This window comes from Desulfitobacterium sp. PCE1 (assembly GCF_000384015.1).
Classification (GTDB): Bacteria; Bacillota; Desulfitobacteriia; order Desulfitobacteriales; family Desulfitobacteriaceae; genus Desulfitobacterium; species Desulfitobacterium dehalogenans.
Genome location: NZ_KB913023.1, coordinates 2,821,146 through 2,844,259 on the forward strand (window position 1 = coordinate 2,821,146; position 23,114 = coordinate 2,844,259).

General features: G+C 44.6%; 22 protein-coding genes and 1 tRNA gene. 4 read left to right on the forward strand and 19 right to left on the reverse strand.

The genetic code is table 11. The features are described from left to right. Positions 1 to 141: 141 nt before the first annotated feature. The 10 genes from ccsB to DESPCE1_RS0114095 form a co-directional block, all read right to left on the reverse strand. Positions 142 to 987 (reverse strand): c-type cytochrome biogenesis protein CcsB, encoded by an 846-nt coding sequence (ccsB, locus tag DESPCE1_RS0114050; protein ID WP_014794589.1) that lies wholly within the window; start codon positions 985 to 987, stop codon positions 142 to 144. A gap of 31 nt (positions 988 to 1,018) precedes the next feature. Beyond that, positions 1,019 to 2,317, reverse strand: a complete 1,299-nt coding sequence (locus DESPCE1_RS0114055) for a cytochrome c biogenesis protein ResB (RefSeq protein ID WP_014794590.1) — start codon at positions 2,315 to 2,317, stop codon at positions 1,019 to 1,021. Between the two features lie 326 nt (positions 2,318 to 2,643). Next, positions 2,644 to 3,585, reverse strand: coding sequence for an NrfD/PsrC family molybdoenzyme membrane anchor subunit (gene nrfD, locus DESPCE1_RS0114060; RefSeq protein ID WP_014794591.1), 942 nt, complete (start codon positions 3,583 to 3,585; stop codon positions 2,644 to 2,646). Between the two features lie 22 nt (positions 3,586 to 3,607). Next, positions 3,608 to 4,282, reverse strand: a complete 675-nt coding sequence (locus DESPCE1_RS0114065; protein WP_019850863.1) for a 4Fe-4S dicluster domain-containing protein — start codon at positions 4,280 to 4,282, stop codon at positions 3,608 to 3,610. Between the two features lie 406 nt (positions 4,283 to 4,688). Continuing rightward, positions 4,689 to 5,657 (reverse strand): polyprenyl synthetase family protein, encoded by a 969-nt coding sequence (locus tag DESPCE1_RS0114070; protein ID WP_014794593.1) that lies wholly within the window; start codon positions 5,655 to 5,657, stop codon positions 4,689 to 4,691. A gap of 22 nt (positions 5,658 to 5,679) precedes the next feature. Then, complete coding sequence (locus DESPCE1_RS0114075; RefSeq protein WP_014794594.1) at positions 5,680 to 6,087, reverse strand: twin-arginine translocase TatA/TatE family subunit; 408 nt, start codon at positions 6,085 to 6,087, stop codon at positions 5,680 to 5,682. Positions 6,088 to 6,098: 11 nt separating this feature from the next. Beyond that, on the reverse strand, positions 6,099 to 6,851 hold the full coding sequence (tatC, locus tag DESPCE1_RS0114080) for a twin-arginine translocase subunit TatC (RefSeq protein WP_014794595.1): 753 nt from the start codon (positions 6,849 to 6,851) through the stop codon (positions 6,099 to 6,101). Positions 6,852 to 6,977: 126 nt separating this feature from the next. Continuing rightward, positions 6,978 to 7,733 (reverse strand): polyprenyl synthetase family protein, encoded by a 756-nt coding sequence (locus DESPCE1_RS0114085; protein WP_014794596.1) that lies wholly within the window; start codon positions 7,731 to 7,733, stop codon positions 6,978 to 6,980. Between the two features lie 244 nt (positions 7,734 to 7,977). Next, the gene (gene speD / locus DESPCE1_RS0114090) at positions 7,978 to 8,355 is read right to left on the reverse strand and encodes an adenosylmethionine decarboxylase (RefSeq protein ID WP_014794597.1); all 378 of its coding nucleotides are present in this window, start codon (positions 8,353 to 8,355) and stop codon (positions 7,978 to 7,980) included. A gap of 611 nt (positions 8,356 to 8,966) precedes the next feature. Next, positions 8,967 to 10,121, reverse strand: a complete 1,155-nt coding sequence (locus DESPCE1_RS0114095) for an amidohydrolase (protein ID WP_019850864.1) — start codon at positions 10,119 to 10,121, stop codon at positions 8,967 to 8,969. A 164-nt stretch (positions 10,122 to 10,285) separates the two neighbouring features. Here DESPCE1_RS0114095 and DESPCE1_RS0114100 point away from each other — a divergent pair, with 164 nt between their 5' ends. From DESPCE1_RS0114100 to DESPCE1_RS0114115, 4 genes are all read left to right on the forward strand, one after another. Further along, a complete protein-coding gene (locus tag DESPCE1_RS0114100; RefSeq protein ID WP_019850865.1) occupies positions 10,286 to 11,368 on the forward strand; it encodes a hydrogenase small subunit in 1,083 nt (360 codons plus the stop codon). Between the two features lie 17 nt (positions 11,369 to 11,385). Beyond that, positions 11,386 to 13,098 carry a nickel-dependent hydrogenase large subunit gene (locus DESPCE1_RS0114105; protein ID WP_019850866.1) on the forward strand — a complete coding sequence of 571 codons (1,713 nt, stop codon included), beginning with the start codon at positions 11,386 to 11,388 and terminating at the stop codon, positions 13,096 to 13,098. Positions 13,099 to 13,117: 19 nt separating this feature from the next. Continuing rightward, entirely contained in the window at positions 13,118 to 13,867 is a 750-nt protein-coding gene (gene cybH / locus DESPCE1_RS0114110) for a Ni/Fe-hydrogenase, b-type cytochrome subunit (RefSeq protein WP_014794601.1), read from the forward strand. A 394-nt stretch (positions 13,868 to 14,261) separates the two neighbouring features. After that, entirely contained in the window at positions 14,262 to 14,954 is a 693-nt protein-coding gene (locus DESPCE1_RS0114115; protein ID WP_019850867.1) for a TerC family protein, read from the forward strand. Positions 14,955 to 15,031: 77 nt separating this feature from the next. On the opposite strand, the gene DESPCE1_RS0114120 is transcribed toward DESPCE1_RS0114115, so the two are convergent. The 9 genes from DESPCE1_RS0114120 to DESPCE1_RS0114160 form a co-directional block, all read right to left on the reverse strand. Further along, positions 15,032 to 15,274: a hypothetical protein gene (locus DESPCE1_RS0114120; RefSeq protein WP_019850868.1), complete on the reverse strand. Its 243-nt coding sequence runs from the start codon at positions 15,272 to 15,274 to the stop codon at positions 15,032 to 15,034. A 201-nt stretch (positions 15,275 to 15,475) separates the two neighbouring features. Continuing rightward, a tRNA-Pro gene (locus DESPCE1_RS0114125) sits at positions 15,476 to 15,552 on the reverse strand. A gap of 81 nt (positions 15,553 to 15,633) precedes the next feature. Next, positions 15,634 to 16,086, reverse strand: a complete 453-nt coding sequence (locus DESPCE1_RS0114130) for an ACT domain-containing protein (RefSeq protein ID WP_019850869.1) — start codon at positions 16,084 to 16,086, stop codon at positions 15,634 to 15,636. Between the two features lie 226 nt (positions 16,087 to 16,312). Then, on the reverse strand, positions 16,313 to 17,797 hold the full coding sequence (spoIVA, locus tag DESPCE1_RS0114135; RefSeq protein WP_014794608.1) for a stage IV sporulation protein A: 1,485 nt from the start codon (positions 17,795 to 17,797) through the stop codon (positions 16,313 to 16,315). 356 nt (positions 17,798 to 18,153) lie between these two features. After that, a complete protein-coding gene (locus tag DESPCE1_RS0114140; protein ID WP_014794609.1) occupies positions 18,154 to 19,212 on the reverse strand; it encodes an NAD(P)H-dependent glycerol-3-phosphate dehydrogenase in 1,059 nt (352 codons plus the stop codon). Between the two features lie 22 nt (positions 19,213 to 19,234). Next, complete coding sequence (gene plsY / locus DESPCE1_RS0114145; protein WP_014794610.1) at positions 19,235 to 19,822, reverse strand: glycerol-3-phosphate 1-O-acyltransferase PlsY; 588 nt, start codon at positions 19,820 to 19,822, stop codon at positions 19,235 to 19,237. A 2-nt stretch (positions 19,823 to 19,824) separates the two neighbouring features. Then, positions 19,825 to 21,150, reverse strand: a complete 1,326-nt coding sequence (der, locus tag DESPCE1_RS0114150) for a ribosome biogenesis GTPase Der (RefSeq protein ID WP_014794611.1) — start codon at positions 21,148 to 21,150, stop codon at positions 19,825 to 19,827. Continuing rightward, positions 21,143 to 22,504, reverse strand: a complete 1,362-nt coding sequence (locus DESPCE1_RS0114155) for a radical SAM protein (protein ID WP_019850870.1) — start codon at positions 22,502 to 22,504, stop codon at positions 21,143 to 21,145. Before DESPCE1_RS0114155 ends, der begins: the two co-directional genes overlap by 8 nt. Next, entirely contained in the window at positions 22,473 to 23,102 is a 630-nt protein-coding gene (locus DESPCE1_RS0114160) for a hypothetical protein (protein ID WP_014794613.1), read from the reverse strand. Before DESPCE1_RS0114160 ends, DESPCE1_RS0114155 begins: the two co-directional genes overlap by 32 nt. Positions 23,103 to 23,114 lie beyond the last annotated feature (12 nt).

Genomic DNA, 23,114 nt, shown 5'->3' on the forward strand with positions numbered 1-23,114 from the left:
CCCGCTTCCTTTTATAACCCTTATCCTCTGTGAGGATAAAAAACTCGAATAATTCTAATCACATCTTACAACGAAAACCCCAACTAAAAAAGAATCAATTTTTTATGGGACGATTAAGTGTTTTTATGAACAAGCTCTTCTTTAGGCGTAAGAATGCAAACCTGGGAGCAAGTAGTTCACTCCAAAGAAGGTAAACAACACGGCTGCAAAACCAATGATGGCCATCCAAGCCGCCCGTTTCCCCTTCCACCCATACATCAGCCGGGCATGGAGATAAGCTGCATAAATAATCCAAGTGATGAGGGACCAGGTTTCTTTGGGGTCCCAGGACCAATAGGTGCCCCAGGCATAGTTAGCCCAAATAGCACCGGTAACGATACATAGGGTCAACATAGGGAAGGCAAAGCCAATCATTTTGTAAGCCAGCTCATCCAGAACATTTTCGTGGGGGAAACGGTTGAGCCAGGTTTCCTTTTCGTTGGAATGGGCATTGGTTTTGAGCAAGTACATTAATCCCAGACCGAAAGATATGGCGAAGGCCCCATAGGCCAGCATAGCAGTGAACACATGGAAGGTTAACCACTGACTTTTCAGGGCCGGTGGAATAGCTCCCGCTACTCTTTCTGAAGGACCCATTTTCATGATGATAAACATAAGCAATAAGAAGGGTACCGGCATGACAAAACTGCCCAGAGGTTTAATCTTATAGCGGAACTCTGCAAATAAAAAGATGATGACAATTCCCCAACAGAAGGTAAGGATAAATTCATAACCATTGCTTAAAGGCGGCCTTTGCGTAACCACCCAGCGCAAAATGATCGCCCCGGTATTAGCAATTAATCCGATGATGGCAGCAAATGTACCCAGATGGTTGATAAAGTCCTTTTTAGCGGCCATCCCGATCCAATAAAGAATGGTACTTCCTATGTAAGCTCCAACCATAATATAAAATAATATGACTTCCCAATTTTCCACGGATCCACCCAACGATATCGACTCCTTTACCTAAAATTATCATTTATTCCCTTATTTCAGCTGCAATACGGTCGAATTCCTCTTTTACTCCCATGTTAAGCTTTCCGGTGTAAGCTCCTAAAACCAAGGACGGCTTTTGAGTATCAAGATCAGGCTCCAAAATGCCTGCTATACGGACAGGCCGCCAATAGAAGGATAAGAGCAATCCCACCATTAAAAGAGCGCACCCAAGCCAAACAACCCATACTCCGGGATCCGCTTTAACCTGTAATCCTGTGAATGCCGTGGCTTTGTCAAAGGTTATCGTATAGGCATCCTGGATATTCGCCGATTCTCCTGGAATGAGCTGTCCCATTTCCAACTGCTTGTTCTCATCAAAAACCTGGTAAAGGATCACGGATTCTTGAGGCCCCGCCTTCATGGCTGCAAGAACAAGGTAAAGATTGGTTCCTGGTGCATTAAAATACCCGCCCCCATTCTGGAGTGCCACAGGGAAGGTCTTTCCATCCATTTCCACAGTAAATAAAGCTCCCGGCGCATAGCTGGTTTGATAAAAGGTTATGCCTTTATAAGTTAAGGGATGATTCACAGAGATGGATTGGCGGTGAACTTCTGTTCCTGATTCAATGATACTGAGATCAGTATACCAGTTATCCCTCTCTCCGTTGGCGAGTATTCTATCTTCCACCGAGTTAATCTTAACCATAAAGTTCTCTTTCACTTGACCTTTATAAATGTCAATCTCTTGAATGGGAATCACACTTCCCTCACCGGCCATCATATAGCCTTTAAAGCCGGAGATGGATCCAATTAGCGCTCCAATGATTAAGATCACAAAAGAAATATGAGTAATGAAGGAGCCCCAATTGCCCATACGATGCTTTTGTGCTGTAAAGCTCCATTTCCCCTCGTTAGCTGACTCTGTAATACGAAAGCCTTTCTTCTTAAGTACTTCTTGAGTTCTTTTCTTTAAAACATCTTCATTCTCTCCAGATAGTTTGGCACTGATCTTCTGAGGTATACCTGAATTATCTTTGGGAGCCTTGGGATGAAATGTTAACTTATAGATTCCCCCAAAACGCTGTACACTACACACAATAAGATTAATACAGAGTAGGCCCAATAAAAATTGAAACCAAGGTGAAGAATAAATCCTGGTAAATCCTAAGGTTCTCCAAATCTCAGCAACAGCACGCGCTCCCTCCGGATCGAGAGATTCCTGTGGTATAAGGGTTCCAATGCCCGAGACCAGAGCAACGACTCCGAGTAATACCAGTCCAGTTTTCATTGAGCTGAAAATGTCCCAAATTTTTTCAATCAATCCATCAGACCTATTGCTCATAATACCCTCCAGTATTGATTTTGGAATTATTCAAAGGTTTATTTTATGTATTATTTTACTATATATTCTGAGGTTATCCTAGGTTGAAAGTCTGTTTCACAGAAAAATCACGATTCTTTTAGAGTTTTCATAGGATTTGGTAAGGGTTTATTAAGGGTTGAAAAAGAATTTATTAAGAATTCCCGAACAAGTTACAAAAAGTACAAAAGGTGACAAAAAATAACTCCTTTTATTATATTAAAGAATACCTATAAAAAAGAAGGCAAAGCTCTACATCCGTCTCCGAGCTTTGCCTCCCTATTATCTCCTAATCTACGGATTCTAAACTACATTAAAATGCCATTCCAAATGGGCACGGCTGCAAAGATAACCACGTAGCGAAGAACAAATCCGCCCAGAACAACCAAAGCGTCGCTGAGAAGGAGAACATTGACTAATCCTTGACCTTGCTCTAAGGCTACGGTATTTCCGCTTCCCGCTGCCGCATGAAGAGCATGACCGGTATGAGCAGATCTACCAAGCTTTTTGACTGCAAAAGCCGAAATAAGAAGGGGCACGACCAGTCCCAGTACCACAAGGAAAAGCCAGAACCAAAGAGCCAGCTCACCGGAAATTGCTTTGGCGGCAGAAGCAGCTTTCACTGCGCCACCGGCATTAGCCATGCTAAAGATAAAGGCTACAAGAACAATTTCAATGCTGACAAGATAGAAGTGAAGTTTGGAAACCTTGTACTCATCGGAATGTACGCCTTTATCAATGATATTGCTGACCAATACAGTAATGGAAAGACCTGTAGAAAAAGCAGAAACAACGAATAATACCGGCATAACATAGGTATTCCAGAAAGGAATCGCCTCAACCACTGCAACAAGCAAACCTGTGTAAGCACAAGTTGAGAAAGCCAGGAGTGCTCCAACATGTTCTAAAACGCCGGGAATCTCTTTTTTCTTCCAAACGAAGAAAGCAACCAATAACCCAACACAGATGAAGAGAGCAAGAATATACACACCCCAGGTCATGACTGAGGAAAAGTTCCTCAAAAGACCAATGAGCAGCCAGGGTTTCTTTAATCCTTGGCCCAAGTCAAATACTAAAAGCAATGTACCAAAGGCTACGATGGGAGCAGCCATGAAGTATCCTGCACGTTTCAAAGCAGGTGAATTTCCCAACCAACCTCTCCCGGCAGCATAAGAAGTGAGGTATGCTCCGGCACCTAAACCACCTAAAAAGAGATATATAACGATTAACCATCCCCAATGAAGCTCCATGTTTTTTCCTCCTCCTTATTCCTTAAGCTTTCGGGATAATCACTAATGAAGGATTAGTGATACTGGCTGATGGAAGACCATTGACTTCCGGAGCTACAGCACCGGGAGTATTTCTCAGCTCTGTAATATCCCCATAGGTCAATGCACCGGTCGGACATGAGGATACACAAGCAGGTTTACCCCCTTGGTCCTGAATCTCAGCACAAAAACCGCATTTCGTGACTGCTCCGGTACCGGACTTAACAAACTGCGGTGCATGATAAGGACAGGCATAGAGGCAATAAGCACAGCCCACACATTTCTTCGTATTATGAGCGACGATACCGTCTTTATCCCGTTTTGTGTACGCTTTTACAGGGCATACCGTCATACAGGCCGGATCGGCACAGTGGTTACAACTCATCGAGAGATATACCTTATTGCTTGCCGGCTCAGCTACATACACTTTCCGCCATTCAGCACCCGGCTCCCAATTGTTCGTTTCTTTACATGCTTTGGCACACAACTTACAATTAATACATTTCGTTTGATCATACTTAAACCCTAATTGCTTGGATTCACCCGACTCCGTCCCTGCGGCTTTAACACTCGTTTCTTTTAAGCTTCCCATCGGAACACCAACAGCGACAGCAGCCGCGGTTAAAGCCCCGATTTTTAAAGCCGTACGACGTGTTAGTTTTACATCGAGCTTTGACACATGGAACAACCCCTTTCTCTAATTCCCTCTAGTACTTACCCATTTTTTCACACAAGAAGCCTCGACATATAATATCTATTTATTAGTTCATAAAGGTCTACTTGCTTCTTGTCTTCGTAATAAAGAATACCATAGAAATTATTTATTGCAAAGTATTAGCTTTCGGTAATTTCTGCATTCTGATCATTATTTCACTAAAAATTCATAATTGCCTACCCATTAATTTCATTATCTTACATAAAGAAGCCTTCTGTCCCCAGGCACGGGACCTTAGCAGATATGCCCGAAGTTCCAATATACATACAAAAAGACCGAAATTCATTAGCTCCAAACTAACTTCTTTCGATCTTAATTATGATTTGAGTAAATTAGGTGCAAGTGCAATAAATTTTGCCTATATTAGACTCTAAAATTTACGTTCTTTTATAAAATAAGCCAGATCCACGAGAGCCTTTCGGGTAGGTACATTAGGAAGCTCTTGAAGATAAGAATTGGCTTTGCTTATATATAAGTCCACATAATGCATGGAGTCATCAATTGCTCCGGAATCCTTAATCAATTTAATGGCCTCTCTGACTTCTTCTTCAGTCTTCTCAGGCTTGGAAAGCAATTCATGCAACCGATCCCTATCCTTGGATTGATGCAGAGCAAGGATCAACGGTAAGGTCATAATTCCTTGACGAATATCTCCCCCGATGGGTTTCCCCAGTTCGGAGGCTTCAGCAGTAACATCCAAGACATCATCGACAATTTGAAAAGCCATACCCAAGGCGTGTCCATAGGCCCCCAGAGCCCAAACTTCTCTCCGTGGTGCGGAGGACACCAAGGCCCCCAGTTTACAGCTAGCGGAAATAAGCATGGCTGTTTTGCGCTTAATACGATAATAGTATTGTTTTAAGTTCTGGTTGACATCATTGGAGGCTTTAATCTGTTGAATTTCCCCCTGGCTCATTTCAACACTGACTTCAGCAAGGATTCTTGATACTTCAGGATGGTTAATCTGAGCAAGTAATTCCAAAGCTTTGGCTAATAGATAATCTCCAGTAGCGATAGAAACCACATTTCCCCATTTTGCCTTAACTGTTGGCCGTCCCCGACGTGTCATTGAAGCATCCACCACATCATCATGAACCAGAGTCGCCATGTGAATCAATTCTAAAGCCATAGCCACAGGAAGGAGTTTATTAATGGGATAGCCATAAAATTTTCCTGCTAAAAGGGTAAAAGCCGGGCGTAACCGCTTCCCTCCGGCTTCCAATAGTTGAACAGCCGACTGATCCAGTACGGGGAAATCTGTTTTTATATAGGCATGAAGTTCTTTTTCAACCTTCTGCAAATCAGAATTGATTTGGTTAAAAAGCCACAGTTGTTTCAATCTTGGTTCACCTGCTTACACCCTATTTATCGTAGGACACCATATCTTGTGGGAGTTCCGCAAGAGGATCCTCATCATCATAGGTTAATAGTTCTTCATCGTCTTGATTGGGTGTCGCTTTCTCATCTATCGCCGGATTTTCAGCTTCAGGTGTAGCTGCTGCAACCGTCGAAGACGTCGTTGCTGCTGCCTTTTTTTCTTCCTGGCTGCTTTTTTTAGGTGTGGTCGTCTTCAGCGTATCATCTAAGGTCTTCTTCAGGACATTGCTGGGAGTATTGACAGCATCCTGAAATTCTTTTGTCATATCTCCGGCAATTTTCTTAACCTCAAAAACGACTTTTCCAATGGCACGAGCCACATCAGGAAGGTCTTCTGGGCCGAATAATACCAAGGCGATAACCATTAATATAATAAGTTCATTAAAACTCATCTCTTACCCCCCTATCCTTCCAGCGCCTTCTCTCGTTTCCTGGCGACAATATAACCGAGCCAAATACTGGCCTCATACAGCATATATGTAGGCAAAACCATTAGACCTTGAGTCACCAGCTCAGGCGTTGGCGAAATGAGCATCGTCACCACTACAATTCCAAAGAAGGCATACTTCCTTTTTCTAGCCAGGCTATCTGGGGAGAGGATGCCAATACGAATCAAAAGCAGCAAGATAACAGGGAGTTGAAAAATCAAACCAAAGCTTAAAAGAAAACGTATAATAAAGGATAAATACGAAGCTTTTGTCACTAGGGTAGTTGAAGCTACAACAGCTTGGCCAGTGAAAAGCAGGAATTTAAGCCCGATAGGAATTACAAAGAAAAAAGCAAAAGCTATACCGCCTAACATCAAGATAACCGAGCTAGGTACAATCATATAAAGGTATTTCTTTTCATTTTGCTTTAAAGCTGGGAGAATAAAACTCCAAATCTGCCAGATAATTATTGGCAAAGCAATGACTACCCCTACTACAATGGATACTTTCAGTTTAACCATGATGGGTTCCATGGGGGTTGTTGTAATTAATTCTATGCCCAGTTGAATCACTGGATTGGCAAGGAATGCGTAAACCTGATCGCTGTATATCCATCCGACAACCGTACCTAAAATGATTCCGTATGCTGCAAATAAGAAAACTTTGCGTAATGCGCTAATATGCTCCATGAGCGGCATATTTTCGTCAACACGTTTCCGCCTGCGCATCCCCACACATCCTTCCCATAATCCTTCTACTTTTATTCAGCGCGCATTTTTATATTGATTGCAACTTCTAAGTTCTCTTCAATTTTAGCATGGAATTACTTTGATGACAAAGACAACCCTGCTTTGTTATCTATAGTTCAGCTCCAGCGTTTGAACCTGCACATTGCTTTCAATATAATCGATTAATTGATTTAAAGAGTGGTTTTTAAGATTAGGAAGCTCTCGGAGAATAGTTCTAGCCTCAGTCAGAGCAGAGTCAACCACCTTACCCTCAATTCGTTCTTGAGATGCGGCCCAGGCAATCCCCAAATTCCATCCTATGGTCTCACATTGCTCCTGCACCTTCACCGAACAGCCGGCCAGTTCTGCCCCCAGCCGTGCAGCAAGACCTGTTAGCGATGCTCTTTCCATCTCAATTGTCTTTATGTATTCGCCTTCACTCACTCTTTTATCCTTTGATAACCAACGAATTATTGCTCCTTGGTTCATACTTTCGATAATTTTAGCCAGAGGTGCCAAGAAATGAAGCATTTTTTCCTTACATAAATTTAGAAAAAATTTCCCATACAAAAAATCCCCCACAAGTACCGGAAATTGTCGTTTGCTTTCTTCTAAATCCGGATCATCCTTCATCAGGCGATGAACCTGGTCAGCCATAAATATGTATTGAAAGATTGTGGCTAGACCAATAGCTGAACGTGTAGCACCTCCAAAGGTCTGGCTCACGGAAAGGACAATAAGAGGGCAGGCGTTATTCTCAAGTTCACCAAAATTCAATTCTACAAGTTCGTCAAATTCTGCAGCCTTGAGCTTGATTTCACGTCTAAGGGTTCTTTTTATTTCTTCAAGCTCCTCCTTGAAGTGTTCGGTCAGTAGCAACAAGGCAATCTCTCCTTAATATTTGAGGCTAATCTAAGTAATATTCGAGGCTTTACATCAAAATCCTGCCCCTAGTACAGTTCCTACGATCAATAACATTATTTTTTACAAGTTCATATAAATAATCCTACAATTACTTAGAAAATATTGACATTCCATAATTCAAAACAATAGACCTTGTAACTCTCCCGTCACAAGGTCTATTATGCCAGCCTTCTCTCAGTCTGGAATAAAATAAATATCCCTCCTAAAGATTTACCGCTTCTTTTGGATCTTCTACGAGTCCACGTTTCATTTCCGTAGCTGTCATATGACCTGCTTTAAATTGCTCGGTCAAATAATTACAGGCATCCCAGGGATTGACCTGATCCCCGCATGTGAATACGTCTACTGCTGCATAACCAAGTTCTGGCCATGTATGAATGGCTAAATGGGATTCGGAAATGACTACCACACCACTCACACCTTGCGGACTGAACTTATGAAATACCACTTCACGTACTTCTGCGCCTGCTTCCAGGGCTGCGTTGACCATGATTGCTTCGACTTCTTCGCGGCTATTGAGAATCTCGAAACTGCAACCATAGATTTCAGCCAACACATGACGTCCCAGAGAATTGCTCATTTTGTCATCTTTGCCCCCTTTACAAAAGCAAAATGGAAGGAATCCGAGCCGAACAAAGCAGTTCGGTGACCCAAATTCCTATCGAAAACAATTGTAGCACAATGTGGCCGCTTGTCAATAAAAAAGTTAACTTTATCCCGGTAAAACCCTCTTATCTGCTCCAAATCTGGAATGAGATGAACTCTCTTCCGGTTTGCTCCGCATTCCTCAGTATTTCACTTTTATATTATGAGAATTATTAAGAACTGTGCTTTCCTCGATTGGATGAGTCCAAATCTTTCGGCTGAAAGTTATTTAATTATTAATGAAGGAAAGTTGTTGTCCGGGTCGGGTAGCTTTACGCACACCGCTCCCTTAATAGCTCCAGAGCTGGTCAACTCGCTTTCTTAACAGCTGCGCCAAACCTTCGGGTAGTACCTGATGTGAACCGGTGGCTGCGCTACGTTAAGAAAGCTTCGTTAACCCGGCCGCTCTTCCGCTTAAAGAAAGCTTGGCTTATGGTGAGTGACGCGAAGCAGAACCTTAGCTGCCTTATACACAGTGAAAATCCTTCGCTCTTGTGCGTAAAGCTACGCTTACGGGTCATTAGGGGCGTTATCTGTTGGATCCATTTATTTATTTTTAGAATAGACAATCTTTCCGTTAATGATCGTCTGCTGAACCTTGGCATTAATATTCAACGGCTCTTGGTCATAGACGACCAGATCGGCATCATACCCTTTAGAGATTCTGCCAATGCGATCATCACATCCCAGAATCTCGGCTGGACTGACCGTAAGACATTTTAATGCATCTTTTGGAGAAAGTCCTTCTGTTACAGCCAAGATAGCTATGGTCCTCAATTGATCGATGGAGTTGTAGGGATGATCTGTGATTAAGGCGACTTTTAGCCCTGAGCCCACTAATTTAAGGGCTGAGGCATAATTTCTATTGCGGAGTTCCATTTTTATGCGCGGAGTCAGCATGGGACCAAAAGCTACCGCTACCTTCTTTTCAAACAAATAGTCGGCAATAAGATCCGCCTCTGTTCCATGTTCGATAACCAATTTTTCGATATTAAATTCTTTAGCGATGCGAACGGCAGTTATAATATCATCGGCTCGGTGGGCATGGGCTCGCAAGGGGATTTCTCCCATTAAAACCGGAATCACAGCCTCCAGCTTGACGTCACGTTGATTCACTTTATTCGCCTTTTTCAAGATCATATAATCCTGAGTTCGCATGAATAACTCACGAATCAGAGATGCCGTACCCATCCGGGTTACCGGTGATTTTTTATCTTGGCCATAGGTGGTGAGCGGGTTTTCTCCCAGGGCGACTTTTAAACCTACCGGATTCTTGATTATCATATGATCGATGATTCGCCCTGAGGTTTTAAAGGCCATACTTAAGCCCCCTACCGGATTATCGCTTCCCGGTCCGGACATAACTGTGGTAATTCCATTGCGAACCGCATCCTTAAAGGCAATATCCATGGGATTGACTGCATCGATTGCTCTAAGATTCGGGGTGATGGGATCAGATATTTCATTATTGTCCACACCGATTTTTCCTGTTGCTTCCTCAATGATCCCCAGATGTGTATGACAATCAATTAATCCTGGCAGAATATAACCCTCTTGCACATCAATAAACGGGACCCCCTTTTCCCCTTCGATTACCTGTCCGATCTCTTTAATTTTATTATTCTCGATGAAAATATCAGCCTTAATAAAATCCTCCTGCTCATGAAGCCAGACCAAACCGTTTTTTATTAAAAGACTCATCCCTTCACCCCTACTGTGTTAGCTTTTTCTTAGTATTACCGGAAAAACCATTATTGAACACATTCATTTCCCTTAGGGTCTTTACCAAGGGACATACAACCATGTATAGTTTTCCACTTTTTGCAAAACAATATCTTGAATTCCAGAGTCAGGGAGGGATAACCGTGGACAAAGATACCTATTATAGCTGGGCCCGCCGCAAAGGCATTTCGCGTCGTGACTTCTTAAAGTTCTGTACGATGACCGCTGCTATGTTGGGACTTGACTCTTCATCTGTCCCTAAAATAGTCAAAGCTCTCGAAACAAAACCCCGCGTTCCGGTAATCTATTTAAATCTACAGGAATGCACTTGTTGCAGCGAGTCCTTTCTGCGCAGTGCTCATCCGCTGATTTCCGATCTCATATTCAATATGATATCCCTGGATTATATGGAAGTTATCCAAGCTGCTGCAGGAATACAGGCTGAGTCTGCCCGACTTAAAGCCATGCAGGACTATTATGGAAAATATGTATTGGTCGTCGAGGGCAGCGCCACCTTAGGAGACGGTGGAATCTATTGTACCATTGGGGGAATGACCGCCAATGACCTTCTCAAGGAATGTGCCGATGGAGCAGCCGCAGTCATTGCTTATGGTTCCTGTGCCACCAACGCCTGTATTCAAGGGGCTTACCCCAATCCTACAGAAGCCGTCCCCATCCGCCGTATTGTCAAAAACAAACCGGTGATCGATGTACCCGGCTGCCCACCCATCGCTGAAGTCATCACCGGAACTATCGTGCATTATATAACCTTTGGTGAAATTCCTGAACTAACCAGCCAGGGCCGTCTCAAAGCTTTTTATTCCAAACGGGTTCATGACGGATGTACCCGGCGCGCTTTCTTTGATGCCGGCCAATTCGTCGAGCAGTTTGATGATGAAGGAGCTAAAAAGGGTTGGTGCCTCTACAAGATAGGTTGTAAAGGGCCCGTAGCTTACAACGCCTGCGCTGTTATCGAGTGGAATGGAGGGGTTAGCTTCCCTGTCAAATCAGGTCATCCTTGCATGGCTTGTTCCGAAAACAACTGGTACGATACCAGCACACCCTTTTATACCCATCTGGCCGATATCCCCAATAATGCTATCGGTAGAAATCCCGACGAGGTGGGGATGGCTGCCTTAGGAGCTGCGGGGATCGGAGTGATGGCTCATGCCGCAGCGACCATCGTCACAAAAACCGGTGAGAAAAGGCAGAAGCAGGAAAAATAAGGAGAGGTTTGAAGTCTATGGCTACACGAATTGTTGTTGATCCGTTAACCCGGGTGGAAGGGCATTTGAGAATTGAAGCTGTAGTTGAAGGCACCAAAATCACTGAAGCCTTAAGTTCGGGAACCATATTTCGAGGAATTGAAAAAATCGTTGAGAATCGAGATCCCAGAGATGTCTGGTCTTTTGTCCAAAGAATCTGCGGAGTATGTACCCATATTCATTCCATCGCTTCAGTCCGTGCTGTTGAAGATGCTCTTGACTATAGAATTCCTAAGAATGCCAACATTATCCGCAATATCATGACCCTTACCCAAATGGTTCATGATCATGTGGTTCATTTCTACCATTTGCATGGTTTTGACTGGGTCGATGTTCTAAGCGCTCTGAAGGCCGATCCCAAGGCAACCAGCGAACTGGCCATGTCCCTATCGGATTGGCCCAACTCTTCGGAGGGTTACTTCCGTGATGTACAAAATAAGGTTAAGAGACTTGTTGAAAGCGGACAGTTAGGGATTTTCGCCAATGCCTATTGGGGGCATCCCGCTTATCGTCTCCCTCCTGAAGCCAATTTGCTGGCAGTAGCTCATTATATCGAGGCCCTTAATTGGCAAAAAGAAATTGTCAAAATTCACACCATCTTTGGCGGAAAAAACCCTCATCCCAATTATTGTGTAGGGGGCCATCCTTCCACCATTAACCTGAACGATGTCCATGTCATCAATATGGAGCGCTTAAATCTCGTCAAATCAAAAATCGATGAGGCCCAAATCTTCGTGGATAAAGTCCTCCTTCCCGACCTCTTTGCTATTGCCGGCTTCTACAAAGGGGACTTATGGGGGGGCGGGATCGGAAATTTCCTCTGTTACGGGGGTGTCCCTATGACAGATATTCGGGAGCCTGACTCCTTCCTTTTCCCTAATGGTGCCGTCTTAAACCGCGATCTGAGCAAAGTCTATGACGTGGATCTGAAGGATCCCGAACACATCAAAGAGTTCGTCAGCCACTCCTGGTACCAATACGACGATCCCAAGGCCGGATTGCATCCTTGGCAGGGTAAAACTGCCCCAGTCTATGACGGGCCAAGACCTCCCTACCATAATCTCGATGAGAATAAAAAATACAGCTGGATCAAAACTCCTCATTGGAAAGGAAATCCCATGGAGGTAGGACCCCTTGCCCGTTTTGTCGTAGGGTATGCCCGCGGTAATAAGCCCATCAAAGGTTTGGTCGATGATGCTCTACGGCGATTAGATCTGCCTGTTAATGCCCTGTTTTCTACCCTGGGCAGAACCTTGGCAAGGGCTCTGGAAGCTAAACTTTCCGTGGACCATTTAGCCGGATTTTACTCAGATTTGATTGCTAATATAAAAGCGGGAGACAGTCAGACTTTCAATCCGGAGAAATGGGATCCCAGTCGTTGGCCGACCACCGCTCAAGGGGTTGGTTTTGCCGAAGCACCCCGTGGTGCCTTGGCTCACTGGATCAAAATCCATGATGGCAAAGTGGAAAGCTATCAGGCAGTGGTTCCTACTACTTGGAACGCTGCTCCCCGGGATGAAAAGGGAGTTAAAGGTCCTTACGAAGCCTCGCTCCTGGATACTCCTATGGCGGTTCAAGATCAGCCTCTGGAACTGCTTCGAACCATCCACTCCTTTGATCCCTGTTTAGCTTGCGCAACTCATCTCATCTCTCCCACAGGAGAAAAATTAGCAAAAGTAAAAGTTCTCTAGACAAAAGGATGTGTGCCCCATGGCTGAATCCAAAAACTATCAACCTTATGGGAGTCCCTCAAAACTTCGCGCTCCCATCTATGTGTGGCAATTGCCTGTCAGACTCTTTCACTGGATTAATGCCGTCTCCATAGTGATTTTATTTGTCACCGGGCTATATATCGGCAATCCCATTCTAGTAGCTCCCGGAGAAGCGGTCGGTAATTTTGTCATGGGCAATAGTCGTTATTGGCATGGTGTTACTGCCTATATTTTTACAGCCAATCTTCTTTTTCGCTTGTACTGGTTTATAGTCGGCAATGAATACTCAAAGCTGCGGTTTTGGCGCAAAGAGTTCTGGCGGGATGCTATAGCTACCCTAAAATACTACCTCTTTTTAACCCGTGAACATACGACCCATGTCGGGCATAACTCTATGGCCCAATTGATGTATCTTGTCTTCATTTGGATTGCCAGCTTGGTCATGATTCTGACCGGTTTTGCCATGAGGGCTACTGCAACTCCGCCGGACGGGGTCCTTGGCCTTTTTTCCTGGCTGATCCCAGCCATGGGCAGCGAAAATCAAGTCCGAATGATCCATCATCTTTTTGCTTGGGGTTATGCCGCCTTTCTCCTTGGCCATCTCTATATGGTCTTTCGTCAGGATATCCTGGATGATGATGGTACTGTCTCATCCATGATCAGCGGTTATAAGTATGAACTATCTGAAACCATAAAACCTGAGGATACTAAGAATCGAAAATCGGAGGATCACCCAGCTTCCTCCTGATACGGGAAAATGGTGGCTTCCTTGAAACGGTAGTCCGCCATACCAGATATATTAGCTGGGCCTGAGATGGGAATATCTCCTTGAGCGGATTGAAGGTTAAGGGCAAACAACTAAAAAAGCCCAAAAGTGTTTTGGGAAATCTTGAAGATTGTCCTCAACCTTGATATACTGATTATGTAAAAATTCAAAGGGGAGTAGCTGTACAGCAAAGTCGTCATTCCCGGACTTAAGTCCCGGCTTTGTTGGCAACACAGTTGTTAGCGAGACCTTTGCCCATTTTGGGTAAAGGTTTTTTTAATGCTCAGTTTTGTTACAGCCGCCCCTTTACCACCTCTGTTAAAGGGCCTATACCATCTGGTAACGCAAAAAATAATAAGAGAGAAGATGTAAAGAAATGGAGTTTCTTAGCCCGGAATTTTTCTCAGCTCTACTATCCATCGTACTTATGGACCTGGTTCTTGGAGGGGATAACGCTATTGTTATCGGCATGGCTGCACGAAACCTGCCCCATGAGTCCCAGAAGAAAGTAATTCTGATTGGTACTGGTGGTGCTATCCTTATCCGCTCTTTAGCAACTTTAGTGGCAGTCTGGCTCTTAAAGATTCCCGGTTTAATGTTTGTCGGTGGTGTTTTCCTGGTTTGGATGGCTTACAACCTCCTTACCGATGATAAAGAAGGCGATCATGTGAAAAGTGCTTCGAATTTCTGGGGAGCGATTCGCACAATTATCATTGCCGACTTTGTCATGGGGCTGGATAATATTCTAGCCGTAGCAGGCGCTTCACACGGAAGTCCTTTTCTGGTTATTTTCGGACTGTGCATCAGCATCCCCATCGTGATCTGGGGAAGCACTCTTGTTATCAAGGCCATTAATCGCTTTCCGATCATTATCCCCATCGGCGCTGCAGTCATAACACATACAGCTGTAACCATGCTGGTGGGTGAACCTAATGTAAAGAATCTCATTGGTGAAAGTACCCTCATTGAATGGAGCCTTAGTGCCATCTTTATAGCCATAGTCTTGCTTCTTGGTCACCGTAAAAATAAGAAAAAAGCTCTGCAAACTGCTCAACACCATGCAGCCTAATAAATCGCCAAAAGAAGCGTGCCCTACCCGGGCACGCTCCTTTAATGTCTTATTTACCTGCTTGATTCACAGAGAAATTAATCCTCTATATCTATATCCAGTGCAGTTATGGCCATCCAGTATCCTTGCCAAACAGCAAGGACTTGCTTGCCCACGTTATTATACTCTAGGTTGATGGACATCAAATCATCGATCATAACAGCCAGTTCCCTATCAATACGCTCTCTCATTCCCAACTGACTCTCCTGTTTGGCTACATGAACAAAACGCATATAGGTAAAATCTGCCTCCACAAATTTGTTAAAGTCCAGTCTCTTCAATACATTACTCATCCTTCCCTAGTCTAATCACATCATAACTATATTACCACATCCCTTAGTAGACTTCATTCTCTGCTCTAAACAAAATGCTGTTGCCTTCACCATAACCACGAACTTCTTTTAGCCCCTCCGAAGCCGATAGGATTATCCCCTACACAAAAAAGCCAATCATTTAAGATTGACTTCTTTTAACGAATTTTATGGTCGGAGCGACACGATTTGAACGTGCGACCTCTACCACCCCAAGGTAGCGCTCTACCAAGCTGAGCCACGCCCCGATTGCATCCCGTATTTGAGGGACTTATATAAAATAACATATGTTTAAGAAAAATGCAAGACATAAGTTGGCAAGATAAGCCTTAATTTTGTCCGATGACTTCTATTTTCCGAACCCCTTGAATCTCACCCAGTGCAGATAATAAATTCTCCGGAATATCCACCATCCCCATATTTTCTACAGAAATGGTAACATTAGCGATCCCTTGGAGAGGGATTCCTTGATTAATCGTCAGTACATTACCCCTGAAACGGGCAATAGTATTTAATACATTGGATAGGACTCCTGCCGTATTTTCCAAAATCAAAGAAAAGGTAATGATCTTTTCCCTGCTTGCCTCATAGAATGGGAAAACCCCATCCTTGTATTTATAAAAAGCACTGCGGCTAAGCTGGACCCGGTCCACAGCCTCATTAATAGTATTTACATCCCCTTTGACCAACAGCTCCTTAGCTTGAGCGGTTTTGAGGATGGCCTCAGGGAGTATATCTTTACTGACGATTAAAAAATCTTTATTCCGGTTCTGACCTGCCACTGTCTTTCGCTCCCTAGTGATTCTTACATAAGAAAGGGTTTGCTCTATTCACTTTATGTGAAGTGTGCCATTTACCCTTTAACTATTCAAATACAATTATTATTAGTGACCATTATAAGCAAATGTCCGTCCTATAGCAACATTTGTTTTTTTGCACCATACGGAGCCCATTCACCTCTCCCCTTGGTTCCATGAAAAAAGGGTTCCCGCAGGAACCCTCTGGTGATTAGATGATGATGCAGATTAGACCACCATTGCCGTCATTGACAATCCTTTGCAAGGTGTCTTGGAGCTTATGTTGGGCATTCTCCGGCATCCGGTAAAGCTTAGTCTGAACCCCTTCCCGGACTAAATCATGCAAGGATTTGCCGAAGATATTGGACTCCCATACCTTCTTAGGATCGGATTCGAACTCATCGAGTATGTAACGAACTAAATCCTCAGCCTGCTTCTCCGTTCCAATCAAGGGAGTAATCTCTGTGGTAACATCTGCACGGAGAATATGAAGGGAAGGAGCACTGGCTTTCAGCTTAATACCATAATGTCCGCCGGATTTCACCAGTTCCGGCTCTTCAAGGTACATTTCGTCAAGGTGAGGGGTCACCACACCATAGCCATTGGTACGAACCTCCTCAATAGCCGGGGCAAGTTTATCCCATTCCTTTTTGGCCCTGCTGTAGTCCAGAACCAATCTCATAAGAGTATGTTCCCCTTCCACATTAACCCCGGTCATTTCCTCAAGAACTGTCTTAAAGAGTCCCTCTATAGCCGTCATTTCAATTTCTGCGATACCTGTTCCCAAATTCATCTGCTTAAGCAGAACATCCTGAGCATTGGAGCATTCTCCTAATTTATCCAGAGCCATATCAATATCACGAATACGACGGATGCCTTCGATGGATTGGCGAACAGCCTCTTCGAAGCTAGCCCGGACAGGATGGCTGGAATCCAGCTCTTCAACCCACTTGGGAATCTCAATATTAACTTCCGCTACTGGGAACTCATAAAGAACTTCTTCGAGAATTTGCGTAATGTCTTCCGGAGTCATATCCAAGCAATTAACCGGAATGACGGGCACATTATATTTCTCTTCGAGAGAGCTGCTTAACTCCATGGTCATTTCCGAATAAGGACGAGTAGTATTCATGACAACCACATAAGGTTTCCCTAGCTGTTTCAGCTCTTCAATGACTCGCTCTTCAGCCTCTACATAAGCTTCCCTGGGAATTTCGGTAATGGAGCCATCTGTAGTAATGACAATACCGATAGTCGAATGATCTGTAATTACTTTGCGTGTGCCAATCTCAGCCGCTTCTTGGAACGGGATGGGTTCATCGCTCCAGGAGGTCCGAACCAGACGAGGCTCTTCACCATCTTCTGACTCGTAGCCAATAGCCCCTTCCACAGCATAGCCGACACAATCCACTAAACGAACTTTCATTTGAATGCTGTCTTTGATCAGAATTTCTACTGCATCCGATGGAATAAATTTTGGCTCCGTCGTGGTGATTTGTCTTCCTGAACCACTTTGAGGAAGTTCATCATTCGCCCGCTCCCGCTCAAATACATCCATGATATTGGGCAGGACCTGGAGGTCCATGAAGCGTTTGATAAAGGTGGACTTCCCAGTGCGGACTGGCCCAACGATTCCGAGGTAGATATCGCCCCCTGTGCGCTCGGCAATATCTTTAAAAATGTCCACTTTTTCCACAAAAATTCCCTCCCTTTTGAGTGCTGTCCCAAAAACGGGGAAGGGCCCCCACCTTATCCCCCCACCTCCCTGACACAAGATGATGGATACCGGATAACTGGACTAGCACGTTACGCAGTATAAGTATATTGACCGGCTTGGGCAATTATGTCAAAATTTCTTTTTGCCCTGATAAATTAATTTCCTTGTTGAATTCATCCAAATCCACTACCCAATCCTTTATCATTGCTATGAAAACTTAAAGCAATATATTCCATTTAATGAAAAATAGGAATGAAAAGCTTAAAAAGGGAGCATCGCCAATTGCTTCTTTAAAAGCTTGGCGATACTCCCTCAAACATTCCATAGTTCAGATTCTATTTATCCTGGCTATCTTGACAGTTTTCTTGGTAGGAGCCATTTTCCATGGCGATGAGAGCCACTTCTTCAATCTCGTGCTTTTTACCCCTCATCATAAGAGCTGATACTGCCGCCTTGGGATCGGTACCCTGGAAGAGAACATCATAAGCCTGTTCTGTGATAGGCATGGAGATTCCATACTGGCGGCTTAACTCATAGGCAACGCGGGTGGTGCGAACGCCCTCTACCACCATACCGACCTCTTTCAGGACTTGATCCAGGGGTTTACCCTGCCCCAAAGCAACCCCGGCCCGATGATTGCGGCTATGCTGACTGGTGCAGGTCACAATAAGATCTCCAACCCCGGCCAAGCCGGCAAACGTCAGAGGGTTCCCTCCCATGACCACGCCCAATCGGGTAATCTCGGCAATCCCACGGGTCATGAGTGCTGCCTTTGTATTATCCCCATAGCCTAGGCCATCGGCAAAGCCGGCACACAGAGCAATAATATTTTTAAAAGCTCCTCCCAATTCTACACCGATGGTATCTGGATTCGTATAAACACGAAATTTAGGAGTCATCAACATATCCTGGACCGCTTCGGCAGCTTGACTATCCCGGGAAGCGACCACAACGGTGGTAGGCATATCTTTTCCCACTTCTTCAGCATGGCTCGGACCGGACAAGACCACAACAGGGTTATGGGGAAGTTCTTCAGTCAACACCTGGGAAAGCCGCTTGTAACTTCCTTCCTCCAGCCCTTTGGCTGTATTCACAACGATGGTTCCCTGTTTAAGGTGTCCTCTTATCTTTTGCGCTGTCTCCCGTACACTATGGGAGGGTACACTGAGCACAAGCATCTCCGCTTCCTCAAGTACTCCGCTGTCACCTGTTGGCTTTACTGTCTGGGGCAGAACCACTCCCGGCAAATAAGGTCGGTTTTCACGTCTCTGCTCCATAAGATCCATCTCACTGAGATTTCGCCCTAATAAGGCAACTTCATGACCTGCTTTACCCATGGAGACGGCCAGGGCCGTTCCCCAGCTACCTGCGCCATAAACGGTTATTTTAGCCAATTTAATCCCCCTTCCCACCAATCTATCTTTTCAGATTGAACTTATTCTCTGTTCCATTAAGGACTCTTTGGATATTTGTCCGATGACGGATCACCACTCCACTGACAGCAACCACGGCAAACACCTTATAAGCAATAGGCTCCTTAAAAAGAAAAACCAGAATTCCTACAGTTAAGGCGGCCAACACGGAACCCATGGAAACATAGCGTGTAAAAAAGACAATCAAGACAAAAAGGGCAATGGCAATGAGGGTAATCTTAGGCATCAAAATGAGTATGATTCCAAAACCCGAAGCTACTCCTTTGCCGCTGGGCTTAAAACCAAATAAGGGATTCCAGCTGTGCCCTGCCATAGCCAATAATCCGGCTGTAATTCCTCCCCAAGGGCCAAAAAAACGATAGCCTAAATAGGCAGCCAGAGCCCCTTTTAAAGCATCCCCCAACAGGACGAGAACTCCGATTCTCGCCCCCAACAAACGGAAGGCATTGGTCGTGCCAATGTTCCCACTGCCATGTTTTCGAACATCAATTCCCTTATAGCGGCCTGCCAGATAAGCAAAAGGAATCGCCCCCAGCAGATAAGCGATAATAAATATCGCGTATTCCCACATCCCTACTCCCTCTCTTCATCCTTTTGTCTCACAATCATCCGAATGGGCGAACCTTCAAACCCAAAGCTGCTGCGCAGCTGGTTTTCCAAATACCTGCGGTAGGAGAAATGCATTAACTCATGATCATTGACAAAGAAGACAAAGGTGGGGGGTTTCACTCCCACTTGAGTGGCATAAAGAATCTTTAAGCGCCGCCCTTTATCCGTCGGAGGAGGATTGAGATGGATCCACTCTCTCACTAAAGTATTCAGGGTGGCCGTAACTACACGGGTAGAATTCTGCTCCGCCACGAAATCAACTAACTCCAAAAGCTTAGCAACCCGCTGCCCAGTTTTGGCTGAGATAAAGAGGGTCGGAGCATATTGCATAAAGCCCAATTCCTCTCGAATATCCTTTTCAAAACGATTCATAGTTTTATCATCTTTTTCAATTAGGTCCCATTTATTAACCACCAGGACGATCCCTTTTCCAGCCTCATGGGCGTATCCGGCAATCTTCTTATCCTGCTCCGTAACTCCTTCACCGGCATCGATCAACATCAGAATCACATCGGAACGGTCCACCGCACGCAAAGAACGGGATACACTGTATTGTTCGGTTAATTCCTCAATGCGGCCCTTTCTTCTCATACCTGCCGTATCAATAATGATATAATGCTTGCCATCATGCTCAAAGGCAGAATCGATGGCATCCCGGGTGGTACCGGGAATATTGCTGACAATCACCCGTTCTTCACCCAGCAAGGTGTTCACTAAAGAAGATTTGCCCACATTAGGACGGCCTATAACGGCAATCCGGATCGTATCCGGGTCCACCTCTTCCTCAATTTCCTCAGGAAAATGGGAAATCACTTCGTCCAGTAAATCACCGATATTCATTCCATGAACTGCTGAGATAGGAATAGGTTCTCCCAAACCTAGATTGTAAAACTCATAGAGCTCCGTTTTCGAAAAATTCTCCACTTTGTTAGCGGCTAAAATAACCGGTTTTCCTGATCGCCTTAAGGTTTGAGCAATCATATCATCATCAGGGGTCGGTGAAATTTGCGCATCGATAACAAAAACGATCACATCCGACTCTTCGATAGCAATCTCTGCTTGGCGGCGCATTTGCGATGTTATGGGAGTATTTTCGTTGACAAATTCGATACCTCCCGTATCAATAATTGTAAACTTACGCCCTAACCACTCAGAATCCCGATAGAGCCGATCCCGCGTAACACCAGGCCGATTCTCCACGATGGCCACAAGTCCCCCTGCCAGGCGGTTAAACAAGGTAGACTTTCCTACATTAGGCCTTCCCACTATAGCTACAACTGGTTTACTCACAATCTTCACCCTCCAAATCCAATCCGGTCACCGCTTCCAGAAAGGCTCTCCCCTGGTTCTCAACCACCAAAGGCACCCCCTGCAGTTCTCCGGCCAACCATTCCAAACTTCGATCATCCAGGAATACCTCTTCATCTGCTTTAAGCATAACCCGTGGAATTAAAAAAATCTCTCCTTTAATATTGCCTATATGCCTGGCAATATCCTGAGCTGTCAACAAACCTGCCACAGTCACCGTCGGTCCAAAAAAGTTATTAATAATAGTATGAAGTTCTATCGTCAAACCTTCAATATGGCTTAACTTTTTTATCAAATGATCAAAAAAGGGCACAGCCGACACCCCGGTAATCAGGTGTACCTTCCGTTTAGGGACAGCAGCAGGAAGATGCTTGAGAGCATGATCAAATTCCTGGCGGAATTTGCTGGCCATGCCCACTCCGTTTTCCAACTGGGCAAAATCATCATAGATCTCCGTGGCAGGATAGTCCCACCCGGCTGAAGCATAGAATTCATCGGAAAAATAGACCAGACTGCGGCCCGTTTGCCGGCGGTATTCCCTTTGCCAGCTTTCACCCTTGGTTAAGATATCCCGGGCCTCTTCAGGGGTAAAAGGGCGTAAGTCCGGCAGATTCACCCGGTACTTTGTCAGACCTACGGGTACCACGGCGATGGATTGCACCGATGGATGGAGGTTCCCCAACTCACGTACGGTCTGCTCAAGTATTTCTCCATCATTATAACCTGGTACCAAAACTATTTGGGAATGAATATGTATCCCCGCCTCGGCAAGCCGTTTTAATTGGCAGGATAAATCACCCGCTTTTGGATTCTTCATTAAACGGACCCGGGTTTCAGAATCCCAAGCGTGAACCGAAATATACAAAGGACTGAGATGGAACTTGAGAATCCTCTCAAATTCATCATCATCTAAGTTAGAGAGAGTTATAAAGCTCCCTTGGGTCAAGGAAAGACGATAATCATCATCTTTATCATAGAGGCTGCCTCTCATCCCTTTAGGCATCTGGGCTACAAAGCAGAAAACACAATTGTTTTTGCATAGTTTTAAACCATGGGGACTAACAGCCTGAACCTCTAAACCCAATTCTTCACCATAGGACCGTTCAATCTCTATCTCCCAAAGCTCCCCATCAGCCTTTTCCAGCAACAGAGTAAACTCGTCTTCAGCGGTTAAATACTGAAAGTCAATAATATCCTTGATCTCCTGTCCATCAATGGAAAGGATCTGATCACCACATTCAATTTCCATCTCCTCGGCGATACTGCCTCCATGGACAGCCGCAACGACTAAACCTTGTGCCAAGTTAGTCATCCTTTCTATATGCAATACCTTCATCAGATTGGGATTCCTGATGGACAGCAATCGGAATCAAAGTTTTCCTGGCTTGATAATATTCCCTGGCTTTTCTGAGAACAGCGATTATCATGCAAGCCCCAATGCTGAAGTGCCAGAGGAAGGCATTGGGGATAGTATAATATCTTACCACTCCATCAAATAAAAAAATAGTAAAGACTATGCTCAAGAGCATCCCTCCGCAAAGAGCTGCTATCATACTCCAAAGGTCACGGGTAATGAAAAAAGCCACGGATACAAAAATTATCGCAAACAGCCACTGGTCATAGGCTAAAATACCCGGTTCATTAAGCACAAACAAATCCTGAGCCACTATGCAGAAGCTTGCCAAAAGGATACCTGGGTATTTTCGCTCTTCTGTCTTCTTCCAGGCCACTAAGGTAAGAGCCACGAGGACAAAGATCCGAGGAAAGTGCCAATCCCAAGGCGGGAAAAAGGTAAAGCTATATTCCACAATCCATCCGAGAACCCAAACCAAAGGGATAATCCTCAAGCTTCTATCGATACGGAAAAGGGGCCACTCTGCCCAGGCCAAAAATCCAATACTAAGGAGTAACCACTCTCCTAAAGGAAAAACCAAGCCAATCGCCTC

Excerpts from the sequence above, each read along its gene's own strand:
- DESPCE1_RS0114055 (WP_014794590.1), bottom strand. The coding sequence starts at position 2,317 with ATGAGCAATAGGTCTGATGGATTGATTGAAAAAATTTGGGACATTTTC.
- nrfD (WP_014794591.1), bottom strand. The coding sequence starts at position 3,585 with ATGGAGCTTCATTGGGGATGGTTAATCGTTATATATCTCTTTTTAGGT.
- DESPCE1_RS0114075 (WP_014794594.1), bottom strand. The coding sequence starts at position 6,087 with ATGAGTTTTAATGAACTTATTATATTAATGGTTATCGCCTTGGTATTA.
- tatC (WP_014794595.1), bottom strand. The coding sequence starts at position 6,851 with ATGCGCAGGCGGAAACGTGTTGACGAAAATATGCCGCTCATGGAGCAT.
- speD (WP_014794597.1), bottom strand. The coding sequence starts at position 8,355 with ATGAGCAATTCTCTGGGACGTCATGTGTTGGCTGAAATCTATGGTTGC.
- DESPCE1_RS0114095 (WP_019850864.1), bottom strand. The coding sequence starts at position 10,121 with ATGAGTCTTTTAATAAAAAACGGTTTGGTCTGGCTTCATGAGCAGGAG.
- DESPCE1_RS0114105 (WP_019850866.1), top strand. The coding sequence starts at position 11,386 with ATGGCTACACGAATTGTTGTTGATCCGTTAACCCGGGTGGAAGGGCAT.
- cybH (WP_014794601.1), top strand. The coding sequence starts at position 13,118 with ATGGCTGAATCCAAAAACTATCAACCTTATGGGAGTCCCTCAAAACTT.
- DESPCE1_RS0114115 (WP_019850867.1), top strand. The coding sequence starts at position 14,262 with ATGGAGTTTCTTAGCCCGGAATTTTTCTCAGCTCTACTATCCATCGTA.
- plsY (WP_014794610.1), bottom strand. The coding sequence starts at position 19,822 with ATGTGGGAATACGCGATATTTATTATCGCTTATCTGCTGGGGGCGATT.
- DESPCE1_RS0114155 (WP_019850870.1), bottom strand. The coding sequence starts at position 22,504 with ATGAAGGTATTGCATATAGAAAGGATGACTAACTTGGCACAAGGTTTA.